The organism is Bacillus sp. 3255 (genome assembly GCF_031456485.1).
In the GTDB taxonomy this organism is placed as follows: domain Bacteria; phylum Bacillota; class Bacilli; order Paenibacillales; family NBRC-103111; genus Paenibacillus_E.
This window is the reverse complement of the sequence record NZ_JAVDUS010000013.1, coordinates 196,252-209,816: the sequence shown is the minus strand read 5'-3', so window position 1 is coordinate 209,816 and position 13,565 is coordinate 196,252. Positions and strand designations below refer to the sequence as shown.

At 51.9% G+C, this 13,565-nt stretch carries 14 protein-coding genes; 3 read left to right on the top strand and 11 right to left on the bottom strand.

Translation table 11 applies throughout. The features are described from left to right. Nucleotides 1-27: 27 nt before the first annotated feature. The 5 genes from J2X61_RS20465 to J2X61_RS20445 form a co-directional block, all read right to left on the bottom strand. The gene (locus J2X61_RS20465) at nt 28-1,260 is read right to left on the bottom strand and encodes an MFS transporter (protein WP_274468435.1); all 1,233 of its coding nucleotides are present in this window, start codon (nt 1,258-1,260) and stop codon (nt 28-30) included. 449 nt (nt 1,261-1,709) lie between these two features. Next, complete coding sequence (locus J2X61_RS20460; RefSeq protein ID WP_274468432.1) at nt 1,710-2,255, bottom strand: MOSC domain-containing protein; 546 nt, start codon at nt 2,253-2,255, stop codon at nt 1,710-1,712. A 30-nt stretch (nt 2,256-2,285) separates the two neighbouring features. Then, nucleotides 2,286-2,972, bottom strand: coding sequence for a PIG-L deacetylase family protein (locus J2X61_RS20455; protein ID WP_310190095.1), 687 nt, complete (start codon nt 2,970-2,972; stop codon nt 2,286-2,288). A 23-nt stretch (nt 2,973-2,995) separates the two neighbouring features. After that, nucleotides 2,996-3,352, bottom strand: coding sequence for a hypothetical protein (locus J2X61_RS20450; protein WP_274468430.1), 357 nt, complete (start codon nt 3,350-3,352; stop codon nt 2,996-2,998). A gap of 255 nt (nt 3,353-3,607) precedes the next feature. After that, a complete protein-coding gene (locus tag J2X61_RS20445; RefSeq protein ID WP_274469309.1) occupies nt 3,608-4,087 on the bottom strand; it encodes a glutathione peroxidase in 480 nt (159 codons plus the stop codon). Nucleotides 4,088-4,267: 180 nt separating this feature from the next. On the opposite strand from J2X61_RS20445, the gene J2X61_RS20440 reads away from it, so the two are divergent. Then, nucleotides 4,268-6,415, top strand: a complete 2,148-nt coding sequence (locus tag J2X61_RS20440; RefSeq protein ID WP_274468429.1) for a HelD family protein — start codon at nt 4,268-4,270, stop codon at nt 6,413-6,415. 75 nt (nt 6,416-6,490) lie between these two features. Here the strand turns inward: J2X61_RS20440 and J2X61_RS20435 are convergent, their stop codons facing one another. The 3 genes from J2X61_RS20435 to J2X61_RS20425 form a co-directional block, all read right to left on the bottom strand. Continuing rightward, the gene (locus J2X61_RS20435) at nt 6,491-7,336 is read right to left on the bottom strand and encodes a DegV family protein (protein WP_310190093.1); all 846 of its coding nucleotides are present in this window, start codon (nt 7,334-7,336) and stop codon (nt 6,491-6,493) included. 16 nt (nt 7,337-7,352) lie between these two features. Beyond that, entirely contained in the window at nt 7,353-8,201 is an 849-nt protein-coding gene (locus tag J2X61_RS20430) for a DegV family protein (protein ID WP_274468426.1), read from the bottom strand. A 134-nt stretch (nt 8,202-8,335) separates the two neighbouring features. Beyond that, nucleotides 8,336-9,106, bottom strand: coding sequence for an SDR family NAD(P)-dependent oxidoreductase (locus J2X61_RS20425; RefSeq protein WP_274468425.1), 771 nt, complete (start codon nt 9,104-9,106; stop codon nt 8,336-8,338). 58 nt (nt 9,107-9,164) lie between these two features. Here J2X61_RS20425 and trhA point away from each other — a divergent pair, with 58 nt between their 5' ends. Then, complete coding sequence (gene trhA, locus J2X61_RS20420; RefSeq protein WP_310190091.1) at nt 9,165-9,797, top strand: PAQR family membrane homeostasis protein TrhA; 633 nt, start codon at nt 9,165-9,167, stop codon at nt 9,795-9,797. On the opposite strand, the gene J2X61_RS20415 is transcribed toward trhA, so the two are convergent. Next, entirely contained in the window at nt 9,792-10,451 is a 660-nt protein-coding gene (locus J2X61_RS20415; protein ID WP_274468422.1) for a GDSL-type esterase/lipase family protein, read from the bottom strand. The genes trhA and J2X61_RS20415 overlap by 6 nt on opposite strands. A gap of 81 nt (nt 10,452-10,532) precedes the next feature. After that, nucleotides 10,533-10,817, bottom strand: a complete 285-nt coding sequence (locus J2X61_RS20410) for a hypothetical protein (protein ID WP_310190089.1) — start codon at nt 10,815-10,817, stop codon at nt 10,533-10,535. Nucleotides 10,818-10,960: 143 nt separating this feature from the next. On the opposite strand from J2X61_RS20410, the gene J2X61_RS20405 reads away from it, so the two are divergent. Next, entirely contained in the window at nt 10,961-12,127 is a 1,167-nt protein-coding gene (locus J2X61_RS20405) for a M20 family metallopeptidase (protein ID WP_310190087.1), read from the top strand. Nucleotides 12,128-12,204: 77 nt separating this feature from the next. On the opposite strand, the gene J2X61_RS20400 is transcribed toward J2X61_RS20405, so the two are convergent. Beyond that, nucleotides 12,205-13,518, bottom strand: coding sequence for an MDR family MFS transporter (locus tag J2X61_RS20400; protein WP_310190085.1), 1,314 nt, complete (start codon nt 13,516-13,518; stop codon nt 12,205-12,207). Nucleotides 13,519-13,565 lie beyond the last annotated feature (47 nt).

Here is a 13,565-nt window from a genome sequence, read left to right as displayed (position 1 = left end):
AAAAGAGCCTCTTTACGGTCCTATCCGCTACCCTTCCAGCGCTTCTCCAGATCTTGGCTGCCTGACATCGACAGCCTTCCGCTTCGCGATCAGGAGCGTCAGGAAACCGCTTAGCAGCGTCAAGACCGCCAACGACACGAGGTAGGGCGAGATACCCAGCCAATCCAGACATGCGCCGGTTGCCAGCAACGCAACTTGAAACATCACGCGGTCCAGCATCCCGCGGAACGAGAAGAAGCGTCCCTGCACATCGCCTGGCACTTTAATTTGAAAGAGTGTAGAAATCATAGGGAAGAAAAACGCGACAGCGCAGCCAAAGATGACGAATGACCCAAGAACGGCATAGCTGCTCTCACTGAAGGACATGCCGGCGAATGCGATGGCAAATAATACCATGAATAACGTAGAACTAGTGACCAGGTTCCGCTTGCCGATCAATCGTTTGGCGAATAAGCCGGCAACCAGAATGCTGGTGCCTTCAAGCGAATAAATCCAGCCCATCAGTTCAGGCTTGTTTTGAATCTCGCTGAACTTCAGCACAAGCAAATTAAAACCGCCGAGAAATAACGTAATAACCCCGCTATTCAGAAGCGCAATGAGAATGGACGGCTCCTGGCGAATGAGCGGGAACAGTTCTGTGAAGCGAATTTTCTCCTTATTGCGGACATTTCCGGAGCTTGCCGTTGCTGCAGAGGGAATCTTCAACTGTGTGATCAACACGACAAGAATCATGTAGAAAACGAGCGATAACGCATATACGGTGTACAGATTCATAACGGAAACGAGAATTCCCGCCACAGCCGTACCTCCGATTCGCGCTAAAGTCATGACGTTAAAATTCACGCTGTTAGCTTTCAGCAGCTCGGAAGCAGCCACGACAGAAGGCAATGCCGCTTGCACGGTAGGCATATACACGGTAGCCGCCAGCTGCATGATGACGACGGACAGCAGCATGATCGCAACGGATTCATAATGCAGCGCAGCGAACATGGTCAGCGGTGCCAGACAGCGGAATAAGCCTGACAACAGCAATATTTTCTTCTTATCATAGCGGTCGGCCCAAACGCCGGCTTGCGGCGAAATGAGCACGCCTAAAAATAATCCGCACATTAAGATCAAGCTTTTGCCTAGATCAGAAGGAACATGGCTTTGCATAAATTGCAAGTTGGCGATAATACTGGTCCATAGCCCTGCGCCTTGGATAGCTTCGCCTATCATCATGTACACAAAAGTTCGGTTTCGAAGCAATGAAGGATTCATCTTTCATCTCCAGTCTTTTTACTCAGCATTCATCCATTATAGCACATACGTTCGCAGTCGACTATTCTTTCCCTCGCAAAAAAACGAAAAAGCAGCTGCCTTTGCAGCCGCCCTCCAATATCTTATTCTTATATCCACAACAGTTCGCTTATGCTTGCATCAAATGTTTGATCGTCTTCAGCGGTACGCCCGTCTGATGATATACCTCAATCAAGGTCGCTCGCGGATGATGGCGAACAAAGTCTTTCACTTTATGCGACTCGGCCAAAAACTGCTGAGAGCATGTTATGCACAGTTTCTCATATTGGGACACGAATACGATTCCACATGTTTCACAGTTACGAAGCGACATTGCCGGGTTACCCTCCAGTGACCGAATCTTGTACGTTATTGCTTACACCATAAGATTCGATCTCTTTCGTCATTATGCGGGGGTAGCAGGCCGAAAGTCATAGGAATGAATTATGAATTTCGACGAGATCGCCCTTTTTCAGTTCGCCGGGACGCTCCACATAGGCTACGATCCCCCTGCTCTTCCAGGCCGCCTTAACGAACCGCTGAGTTAAACTTCTGTCTCCGTAATGATCGGCGATCATTTTGCCCGGTCCGGTACAAGGCTCATTCTCTCCTTCGCAGACCAGACCGCCGCCGCTTGGGAGCATCATCCGGATACCCATCGGCAGCTTGGTCAATTCCGGAGCGCCGCTAATCAGCAGATTGGCTCCCAGCCATTCAGGGCGAATCGTTTCTACCCCTAACCGCTGCGCGATGCCTTGAAGTTCCTCGACGGAAACGATGCTGAGCTGCCGCCGGTTCATAATTTCGGTTCCCCGTTTGTACATAGGCTGTCTCACATTCGCCTTGGCGAATAGGCCGAAATGCCTGTCGCCTTCGATACCGCCGAATTGAAGCTCCACGCCGTCGATTTCCCGGGTAACGAACGTTCCCGGTTCATCTGCGATGAGCACAGCTTCCACTTTTGCAATGATTGACATATCTTGTTCCTCCATCCTTAAGCCCATCTGCTATTCTGATGTTGTGCGTATCTTCGCCTCCGGCCACAAGACGCCGTCCTGCCACCCGAGCACGAAGGCTTCCCATCTGCGCGCTTCCGGGAAAACGTCCAAATCGCCGAAGTATTTGGCGATCGCCACATGCTGCGTTGCATGAGCTTTCAGGGCGGCTGCCTTCGTCGCCCAGTCCTTCTCCGTATCCACAATGATTGAAGGCTCATGTCCTTGCTCGCGCAAGCCGTTCGATAACGCATAATAAAGCCTGCGGACGCTCGGGCATTGACCGCTCAGCACCGCCGCCGTCGCCGCTTTGGATATGGTGACATGGTCCGGATGGCCATTGCCGCCATCTTCGGCGAAGCTGAACACATTCTCTATTTCATAACGCTGGATGAACGCGACAACCCCGGCGACGAGACTGTCGAAATCGATGTCCGCCAAGCTTCCGTCCGGCCAGCCCAAATGTTCGATATGCGAAATGCCCAGCACATCCGCTGCCTCAACCATTTCTTGTTCCCGCAATCTCGCCAGTTCCGCTTTATCTGCGGCTCTCTCCAGCCCCTGTCTTCCGGCATCGCCTCTTGTGGCGAGCAGCAAGACGGGCCGGTCTCCCTGATCGGCAAACTGCCGAATCAAACATCCGCTGAGAAACGTTTCATCATCCGGATGCGCATAAATAAATCCATAGCGTTGTCCCATCCCGCTTCACTCCGTTCTTGTTTTTATGTAAAATCCGCAGGCGGATATACCTTCTCAATGACATAAATGGCTTGATCCATCGGCATGGAACCTTCTTGGTGTTCATGGAGATCCGCCAGCTGCACATTCGTTCCGTTCCGATCGTCTACTGCCACGACAAACCGGATACCAAGACCATCCGCCAGCCGTTTGCCGGCTTCTACGGACAAGCTTTCCGTTCTCGCCGCAATGCCTGCCAGCTTCAGTTCGCTCATCATCCGATAGGCTTGCTTGCACGCTGCCTGCGCAAGCAGGATGACCCTCATGCTCTCATCGCTCGATGCATAGCTGTTATCACGACTGCCGACTTCATTCGCGTTCCCTCGATTTGCATTCCCCATACCTTAACCAATCCCTTCTCCCGAGATAAAAAAACGCGCCGGACCCATGGTCCTGCGCGATTTGCTATCCCGCAGGGTGGCCAACGCGAAATGCGTTAGCCCACCCTGATCGTTCCAGGTATGTGCTAACGCTTATGAAAATAATGAAATTGTACGAACCATGCTGTTGATTTCATTCTGATTCGTCTCCTTCACCGTCATGATTATCCTGATTATAGCGGGGGGTTGTCATCATTGCAACTATTTTTTCCTGGATTAGGCAAGTATAGCTTCGATATCACCGGCAATATCTGCAGGCTCCGTTCTTGCACTGTACTGCTTCACGACAATACCGCTTGCATCTACAAGGAATTTCACGAAATTCCATTCGATCTCACCCGTGCGGTATGGCTCCGGCGTATGGCTCAGCAAATACGTAAACAACGGATGCGCATGCTCGCCCTTCACGTCCACTTTAGCAAACATGGGGAATGTCACCTGATAGTTCAGCTCGCAGAAAGCTTGAATTTCCTCATTCGTCCCCGGCTCCTGTCCGGCGAATTGATTGCAAGGGAAGCCTAAAACAACCAGCCCTTTGTCCTGATACTGCTCGTATAAGCTTTGCAGCCCTTTGTAATGAGGAGTAAGTCCGCAAGCGCTAGCCGTATTGACAATTAACAACACCTTGCCTTTGTATGCTGAAAGCGGCTGCGTCTCTCCCTTAATCGTCTGAACTTCGATATCATATATGGACATCTCGATCGGCTCCTTCTCCAAGTAGATTTCGTACATGTCCATTATAGCATTGTTTTCCATCGACCCCAAATACACCTGAACACGGTTACACTTCCCATATCTTAACAGGTGTGTTATATTGTTTACCTGCTTATACGATACGCGATTCTAACTACATCAACTCTTAGGAGGTAACTGATCTTGGACACAAAGACTCAAAGTGCCTATCAAGAAGAACTGCAACGGCTTGAGATAACGAATGCCGAGATTGACAAACAGCTGGCAAGGCTGCGAGCTACACCCGTCTACTACGGACCGGATCTTACAGAGCAAGCGCTGGAGGTTGCCCGCGAGAACAGCCGCCACAACTTGGCCAAAGCCGTCGATGAACCGTATTTCGGCAGGCTTGACTTTCAGGAATCCGGCACCCCCGCCTCGTCGCCGCTTTATATTGGGAAATCCGGCGTAGAAGACGAACGGACCGGCCGCCTGCTCGTTATCGATTGGCGTGCACCTGTAGCCAGCCTCTTCTATTCCTTCACCGGAGGTCTGGACCCCGCGTCCTACGACTCCCCGGACGGCCTCATCGAAGGACTCGTTTATTTGAAGCGCAACCTGGTCGTTCGAAAGCAAATTCTTCAGCGGGTCGTCGATACATACGACCGTAATGAAGATTCCTTAGCCGTTGGCGATGAATTTCTGCTATACCGGCTAGGCGAGAACAAAGATAACAAGCTGCGCGATATCGTTTCGACGATTCAAGCGGAACAGGACCGGATTATCCGTGCAGCCAAAAATACAGCCCTCATCATACAAGGAGTAGCCGGCAGCGGTAAAACAACCGTAGCCTTGCATCGCCTTGCTTATTTGCTTTACCAATACCGTGAACAGGTCCGAGCCGAACGGATGATCATTTTCGCCCCGAACTCCATGTTCCTCGACTATATCTCCGGCGTACTGCCTGAACTAGGCGTGGGCAATATCCAGCAAAGCACGTTTACCGACTGGGCGCTGGATGTGCTGGACCAGGAAGTGAAGCTGGCGGATCAGGCGTTGACACTGCAAACGTGGTTCGCTCTTGGCAGCAAAAGACCGCCGATCGACGATAACGCTCCTGGAAGATTCAAAGGCTCCATTGCCTTTAAAGCGATGTTGGACTCGTGCCTGACGCAATTCGAGGCCGCCTACATCCCGACAGCGGATTATGTTCCATGGGAAGGCAGCAAGCTGCCGCTAGCGACGATCCGCGATTGGTTCTTTGTCGAGAACAAGCATTATCCGGTTGCCAAACGCCGTGAACGGGTCGTAGCCCGAATCAAGCGTTGGACGGACATGCAGCTTGACAAGATATGGGACCAAACGCGAAAAAAAGACTTGAAAAAGAAATCGGGTCAACGACTTCGCACGTATTTAACAGGCTGGCCTGAACATACGGCTTTCAGCTTCTACAAGACGCTGTTCGCCGACAGCACGCCATATCATTTGCTGGGCCAACTGCCGGAGCCGCTCGTCAGTTCCTCCTTGAAGCTGTTCAAGAAGAAAGAAGTGCAGCTTGAGGATCTCGCGCCGCTTCTCTATATACACGCTCGCCTCTATGGCATCCCTTCGGAGCACATTTTCGATCATGTTGTCATCGACGAAGCTCAGGACTTCTCGCCGTTCCAGGTCGCCGTACTCGATCAATACACACGCAACAGCTCGTTCACGATCCTTGGCGACTTATCGCAAGGCATTCATGCCTACCAGGGCATCCAGGATTGGAAAGAATTTTCCAGCCTGTTTGACGAAGGGCAGCAGGGGTATTTCGAGCTGGAACGAAGCTACCGGTCCACGATGGAAATTATCCAATTCGCCAATCTGGTGCTGAAGCGAGGCGTAGAGAATCCTCTGCTGGCGGTGCCCGTGTTCCGAAGCGGCAACAAAGTCCGGGTGCTGCAGACTGCTGCGAAAGACCGGCTGCCGCTCTTGCACCGGGCTATCGCCACGATGCAGCAAGGAAACTCGAGCACAATCGCCGTCGTCGCCAGAACGGAGAAACAAGCGGAAGAGCTTCATGAAGCACTGGCCGCTGCAGGCATCGAGACGAATCTCATCACCTCCAAGCAGCGTGTATACCGAGGCGGCATCTCGGTGCTTCCGGTGTACCTGACCAAAGGGTTGGAGTTCGATGCCGTTGTGCTCATGGATGTCACCTCCGTGCAGTACGAAGCCACGCTGATGGATGCCAAATTGCTGTATGTGGGCTGCACCCGCGCCCTGCATGAGCTGTGGCTCATAGCGGCAGGCGATCTATCGCCTCTTGTCGCTACCGACGATTCGGATATCGTCACAACCGAATATCCCGCATAACGAAAGAAGACACCTGACGGTTCCCCAAGCTGCATGGCTACAGCCAATGCCTTCGGAGATCAGGTGTCTTCTTCTTTAGTAAGCGATCAGCACGCCGCCTTCGCCGGCATACGTGCCGATCACCGTTCCCATATTGGCGAACAATACTCTGCGGAACGGGTGCTTCTCAAGCAGCTGATGCAGCACTTCGCGCGCTCTTTCTTCGCAGTTGCTATGCGCGACCGCAATCACGTCATGCTCGTAATCGTGATGCTTCTCGCCTACTTTGGCAATCAGCCGCTTCAATGCCTGCTGTGTACCGCGGATTTTCTCCGTTACTTCAATCGAGCCTTCCTCGCTAGCTTTCATGAGCAGCTTAATATTCAGCACGGAGGCTACGGCGCCGCGAACCCGGTCAAGGCGTCCGCCTTTGATGACGTTATCCAGTGTGTCCAGGAAGAAGAGCGTGCCTGTCCGGGGGATCCAACCGTGTACGGCTGAAGCCACTTGCTCGAAGGAAGCTCCGGCCGCCGCTAATTTGGCCGCTTTATAGACCAGAACGCCCAAGCCAAGCGATGCTGTTTTGGAATCAATTACCTCAATGCTCCCCTGATAGCCTTCTTCCAGAAGCAGTTCCTTGGCCATTAAGGCATGATGATAGGTGCTGCTGATCGCGGATGAAAGACAAATAACAAGAATATCCTGATCTCTCCCAGCCTTATCCGAATAATTCGATAGAAAGTGCTGCGGTGACGGACTTGAAGTCTTCGGCAGTACGCTTTCCGTTTTCATTCTCGCGTAGAAATCGCATAAGTCCATGTGAGGAGACATGCACTCCTCTCCAAAATGTACGGACAATGGCACGATCGAAATCCCTAGCTCGTCTACTATCATTTTGGGGAGGTCGCAGCTGCTGTCAGTGATAATCTTGATTGTCGTCATGGTGTACACTCATTTCCTAAGTAGTGGCGAATACGATTCCTACCGTTCGAGGTCCGCAGTGAGAGGAAACCACGCAGCCGGTTTCGGTTATGCAGACTTGTTTCACAGAAGTGTGTTGTTCGATTTGTTGTTTGAGATAAATCGCCTCGTCCGCCGCCATCGCATGTGTAATGAACAAATATTCCGCGTCCATCTTGTCCTTGAGGGCGAGCGCATTATTCAGCAATTGTGCGAGCGCTTTCTCGCGCTTGCCCCTCACCTTGTCGGTTAGTGTCATGGCGCCTTCGATCACCTTCACGACCGGCCTGATCTTCAGCAGGCTCCCGATGAAATGCTGTACGCTCGAGCATCTGCCGCCTTTGTGCAAATATTCCAATGTGTCGATGATGAACTCCACTTCGATCCGGGAGCGCAGCGATTCGATCAATGCCTTGATTTCGCCGCTGCTCCTGCCGTCCCTAGCCGCTTGCGCGGCTTTCAAGACGAGAAGACCGATACCGGTCGATAAATTCCGGGAATCTATCACGGTCACTCTATCATCCGGAAAGGATGCAGCCGCAATCGAGGCATTCTGAATGGTTGAAGATAATACGGAGGACAGTCCGATATAGACAATGTCATCCCCGGCTGCGATGACTTTCTCGAACGCCCTCTCGAAATCGGCCGGGGACGGCGCTGCCGTTTGGGGCAGTTTGCCGCGGGCTTCTACGAGCTCGAAAAGCTTGTCGGGCTTGATCGTTAGGCCATCCTTATAGGATCGATCATCAAACACCACATATAAGGGCACCTTTTCAATTTCATTACGTTGAATCAATTCATCGCTTAAATCGCATGTGCTGTCTGTATATATACGCACCCGAGGCATTGCGTCTACCACCTTATCTCATCTATGTGCCAAACTATGAAAGCGCATTACATCTATTGATTGTCTTTCAGTATATAAGATATAGCGTGAAAGCTCAATCATACAAAATGATGCAAATGGACACAGCTTAAGGCTTAGAAGCCATAGATGGTCATACCGCCGTCGACAAACAACGTTTGGCCGGTTATATAATTGGCTGCATCGGAAGCCAGGAACACGGCAGGCCCGACCAATTCCTCCAGCTCGCCGACACGGCGCAGCGGCGTACGCGCAATGATCTCCGCCAAGTAATCCGGATTCGCTAGAATGGTTTCCGTCAGCGGTGTCTTGAAATACCAAGGGCCGATGCCGTTCACGTGAATGCCGAACTTGCCCCACTCCAGAGCGAGCACTTTGGTCATTTGGATCATCGCCGCTTTGGTAGCCGCGTATACAACCCCCGTGCGCAGGGCAACCTGACCGGCAACGGAGGCAATATTGATGATTCGCCCGTAGCCCTGCTCTTTCATCCGTTCGCCGACGATCTGGGAGCATAAGAAAGCCGATTTCAGATTCGTCTGCATGATCTTATCCCATTCCTCGTCCGTCACCGCCAGCGCTTGGCTGCGAATGTTCATCCCGGCGTTATTAATCAGAATGTCGATCCGTCCGGTCTGTTCGACGAGCAGCTTCACGGCCTCATCAATCTGTTCCCTGCTTGTGACGTCGACCCGGAAAGGATAAGCTTGTCTGCCCAGGGCGCGAATTTCGCCGGCAACGCTCTCCAAATCGCTTGCCGTGCGGGCAAAAAGCGCCACATCCGCTCCCGCTTCCGCAAGGCCGATGGCTAGCGCCCTGCCGATGCCTCTGCCGGCACCGGTGACAATTGCAATTTTATTTTGTAATTGAAATGAAGGTAAAAACATATTCGCATCGTCCAATCTATAAGGAGTTGTTATTTCAGAAGGAAAGAAGGGATTTCAGTTGGAATATTCCGTCAAAGAAGAGAAAGCTAACGCCATCTCCCACGGAATCGGCGTTCTATTAAGCATCGCGGCGCTAATTCTGCTCGTGATTCAGGCCAATCTGCATGGAAACGCTTGGCATCTCGTCAGCTTCAGCGTGTTCGGAGCTGCACTCGTTATCCTGTATACGTGCTCAACCTTGCTGCACAGCGTTAGACATCCGAAGGTTAAGGATGTGTTCGAACTGCTCGATCATTCTGCCATCTATGTCCTGATTGCCGGCACCTATACGCCATATTTGCTGGTTACACTGCGCGGACCTTTGGGTTGGACCTTTTTCGGCGTCATCTGGGGACTGGCACTTGCGGGAATCGTGCTCAAAATCTTTTTCGTGAAACGATTTATACTGATTTCGACGCTTTGCTACATTTTGATGGGCTGGCTCATCGTCGTTGCCTTCAAGCCGCTGTACACCAACCTGCCTCTCGGAGGTATCGTATGGCTCGTCGCCGGGGGGCTTCTATATACATTCGGATCGATCTTCTATGTATGGAGGCGCATCCCTTATCACCATGCCATATGGCATATTTTCGTACTGGCCGGTAGCGCCTGTCATTTCTTTTCTATTATCGGATATGTCATCATGTCATGAGGTTGTAACGAACTGCCGCAGGTGTTGAGGAGTAACCGCTTTCTCCACCTGACGCGCGAGTTCGCCGTATCCCAACTCATTCGGGTGAATCGCATCGTCCGCCAAGTAGCGGGTATTCTGCCCGACGAAAGAGTCGTACACTTGCACGACAACAATATGCGGCTGCTCCAATTTACGCAGGAACAAATTAAACCGCTGCACCCAGTAGGCTGCATCCGGTACCTGAGGCAACGGATTATACAAGCCGACTAAAGCCATTAAGTATGGAGTCTGTACGCCCTGCCGAAGCGCCTCAATCTGCAGCATTATCTTTTTGTAATTCGCTTCGTAGGTTTGAAGTGCCGCTTTCAGGAACCCAGGATCGTTTTGGTAAAAAAAGGGAATAGCCGCTTGGATCAAGTCGTTGCCGCCGGCTGTCATCGTAATGATATCCGCGCTGCGGATATCCTGCTGAATTTGCGGGTCGGACTCCATCGTTTGGAGCAGCTCGGAGGTTGTGGCACCGTTCGTACCCGCTTGGATCAAATGTACCGGATGGTTCAGCTCCTGCTCGACCTTCAGCCGAAAGATGTCCACGAATCCAAGGCCTGCCGGCGCTCCGAAACCAACGGTCAGCGAGTCGCCAAATGCCAAATAATTGATGGTCTTAGCCATTGCTATCCTCTCCCTAAAGCCTGACGTAGGATAGTATATGCATAAACGCCTAGTTTGGGAAGAGCGGCGCATGCTCGTTTTTTATACGTTTACATGCTCTTGAACGAATTTCTCGATCTGCGCTTTCTCTGCGTATGTGAATTGAAACTCACAATCGCAGCCTTCGTCATGCAGAACGATCTGCACGATGTCCCCTTGCGAGTTGCAAATGACAAGAACGGACGGGTCGACCAAATCCTCCGGAAACATTTCATCCGCTTCTTTGTGAATGTCCAGGAAGATGTCGAGCCACTGCCCCCGGCTCTCCCGCTCCGCAAAGGACAGCGTAAACCGGTGTTCAGCGTGCTCATCTCCATATTTCATCATCTGATTATTCCTCCCCGCTGCATCAAATTTTCATCAGGAATTGCCTGTCTTTATTGTAACCCAGGAACGCATCAAGTGGTAGTTTGCCCACCTTTATACTACAATGGAGATATGTCCTATTCCATAAAGGAGTTAAGCGAAATATGAAATCTACCATTTTCCAAACCATCGATGCCCATGCCGGCAGATTCAAAGCCATCTCCAGTTTCATCGGAGCGAACCCGGAGCTCGGGCATGAAGAATTTCAAGCTGCCGCCCGCCTGACCGAGGAACTGGAATACCACGGTTTCCAGGTTGAACGAGGGGTATTAGATATCGCCACTTCCTTCATCGCGACCTACGATTCCGGCAAACCCGGGCCTGTCGTCGCGTTCTTAGCCGAATACGATGCATTGCCGGAGCTGGGCCACGCGTGCGGGCATCATCTCATCTGTATGATGAGTATCGGTGCGGCCGTCGGGCTTCAATCGGTCATCTCCGAGACCGGCGGGAGCATTCGCGTGTACGGGACTCCGGCGGAAGAGACCAAGGGCGCCAAGGTGCCGATGGCCGAAGCAGGATTATTCCGCGATGTGGATATCGCCTTGATGGCGCATCCTTACTACACCTACGAGAAATCCGGCGAATCGCTGGCGATGGATGCCATCCAATATGAATTCTTCGGACGTCCGGCGCATGCCGCGGCTCAGCCGTACGAAGGCATCAACGCGTTGGATGCCGTCATCCAGCTGTTCAATTCCATTAACGCGCTGCGCCAGCAGCTCAAATCGGACGCGCGTATCCACGGCATCGTCAGCGAAGGCGGCAAGGCGCCGAATATTATTCCGGACTATGCCGTCGCCCAATTCTATATCCGTTCCGCTTCGCGAACTTATACGAACGAGCTCGTGCAGAAGGTGCTTCGCTGCGCCGAAGGCGCCGCACTCCAATCCGGATGTACGCTTAAGACGTCCAATTATGAGTTCTCGTATGACGAGCTGCGTACGAATGAAACTCTGTCTCAGGTGTTCTCGCAGCAGCTGACAGAGATGGGGGTCCGTCCGGAAGCGATCGAAACCGGCAAGGATCACGGCTCGCTGGATTTGGGCAACGTATCCATCCAGTGTCCGACCATTCACCCCTTCGTGAAAGTTGTCGGCGAGAAGCACATGCTGCATACGAAGGAATTCCGCGATTTGGCTTTGCAGGAGCCTGCATTGGACGCGATGCTGTTCACGGCCAAGGCACTCGCTTCTACAGCCTATGAAGTGTTGATCTCGCCCGAGCTGCTCCAGAAGATCAAAGCGGAGTTTGCCGCAACGGCGAAATAGAGCTTATTCACGGTCAGCGGCCACAAATCAAAAGCGGCACAATCTCCTCATAATGAGTGGATTGTGCCTATTTTGCTTTACGCGGTAATACTCGCCCCCGAAGCCGCAGCAGCTTCTGCCGCTTGATGGCTCCGCTCCGCTTTCGTCTTGCGCTCCTCCAGCTTCGCAAGGATGGCATAGAACATGCCCATGCCTGCGAAGCCGCTGAGACCGATCAGCAGAGCCATCATCCACGAAGCAGCGATGCCGCCGAGAATAACGCCGAACCCTCCGAGCAGCATTGCCCCTTTGTATACCATACCGAATAGGGCCATATAAGAGCTTCTGGCATGGTCTGGCGCAATATTGCCCAGATAGGCTTGTTTAATCGGCACATACATGAGCTCCCCGACCGTTGCGATGAACATGGCTATCATCAGCAGCGACGGCTGGTTGCTGTAAGCCAAGTAACTATAGCCGAGAATATAGCAGGCATATCCGATAAACAGCACTTTACTGTCCGCAAATCTCTTCATTATAACGGTCATGAAGACAGAAAGAACGACGACAAGCACGGTATTTTCCGTACGGATAAAGCCCAGCATTTGGAGCCCGTCAACCGTCCAGGACGATTCCAGCCATGGAAGGAACGGCGCATGGACCATTTCTTTCTCCAACCTGACGCCGACATAGTTCCCGAGGTGAAACTCCACGGAGACAAGCAGCAAAGACGCCGCCGTAAAAATCATAAACGTCTTGTCCCGGAATACTTGCACATAATTGGATAACATGGACGACTCCATCTTGCGATTGCCTTTCTCTTCCTTAACAACCTTCGGCTCATAGACTTCATCGATCCAGAGATAAGTAATTATCAGCGTGATTAGACCAATTACAGCTAAGCCGACGAACAGTTCGAATAAATACGACTTAAACAGAAAAGCTCCTGCGATTCCCGAGATTGCGAACGATAAATTGTTGATCCAGTACATGATCGCATACATGAATTTACGTTCGTTAGGAGCCGTAACGTCCAGCAGCATAGCATCATTGGCCGGCCCATGGATCCCCCAGAACATACTGACGCCAATCATCAGCACGAACGTGATCCATGGCGATGTCATCCACGGCGAATTGGAGGCGGCCATTCCGATGAAACAGAGCATCCATCCCGCTTCCGCGGTCAGCATCAGCCTCTTCCGGCCAATCCGGTCTGCGTAATAACCGCCGACGATACCGGCCATGACACCGGCCAGAATGCCGAGAATGACGACGAGTCCTGCGCTCGTATCCCCTAATCGCCCGGAGAAATAGATGGACATGAAAGGGAGAACCATATTGTTGGCGGTGCCGGATACAAAGGAAAGACCGATTCTTAATCGTACATTGCGATGAAAATCACGAAATCTCACATTATCCCTCCATAGATCAACCCTGCCGCCTTGCACATCTTATTTAC

Coding starts and splice junctions, on each gene's coding strand:
- J2X61_RS20465 (WP_274468435.1), bottom strand. CDS start 1,260: ATGAATCCTTCATTGCTTCGAAACCGAACTTTTGTGTACATGATGATA.
- J2X61_RS20460 (WP_274468432.1), bottom strand. CDS start 2,255: ATGTCAATCATTGCAAAAGTGGAAGCTGTGCTCATCGCAGATGAACCG.
- J2X61_RS20455 (WP_310190095.1), bottom strand. CDS start 2,972: ATGGGACAACGCTATGGATTTATTTATGCGCATCCGGATGATGAAACG.
- J2X61_RS20450 (WP_274468430.1), bottom strand. CDS start 3,352: ATGGGGAATGCAAATCGAGGGAACGCGAATGAAGTCGGCAGTCGTGAT.
- J2X61_RS20445 (WP_274469309.1), bottom strand. CDS start 4,087: ATGTCCATATATGATATCGAAGTTCAGACGATTAAGGGAGAGACGCAG.
- J2X61_RS20435 (WP_310190093.1), bottom strand. CDS start 7,336: ATGACGACAATCAAGATTATCACTGACAGCAGCTGCGACCTCCCCAAA.
- J2X61_RS20430 (WP_274468426.1), bottom strand. CDS start 8,201: ATGCCTCGGGTGCGTATATATACAGACAGCACATGCGATTTAAGCGAT.
- J2X61_RS20425 (WP_274468425.1), bottom strand. CDS start 9,106: ATGTTTTTACCTTCATTTCAATTACAAAATAAAATTGCAATTGTCACC.
- J2X61_RS20415 (WP_274468422.1), bottom strand. CDS start 10,451: ATGGCTAAGACCATCAATTATTTGGCATTTGGCGACTCGCTGACCGTT.
- J2X61_RS20410 (WP_310190089.1), bottom strand. CDS start 10,817: ATGATGAAATATGGAGATGAGCACGCTGAACACCGGTTTACGCTGTCC.
- J2X61_RS20405 (WP_310190087.1), top strand. CDS start 10,961: ATGAAATCTACCATTTTCCAAACCATCGATGCCCATGCCGGCAGATTC.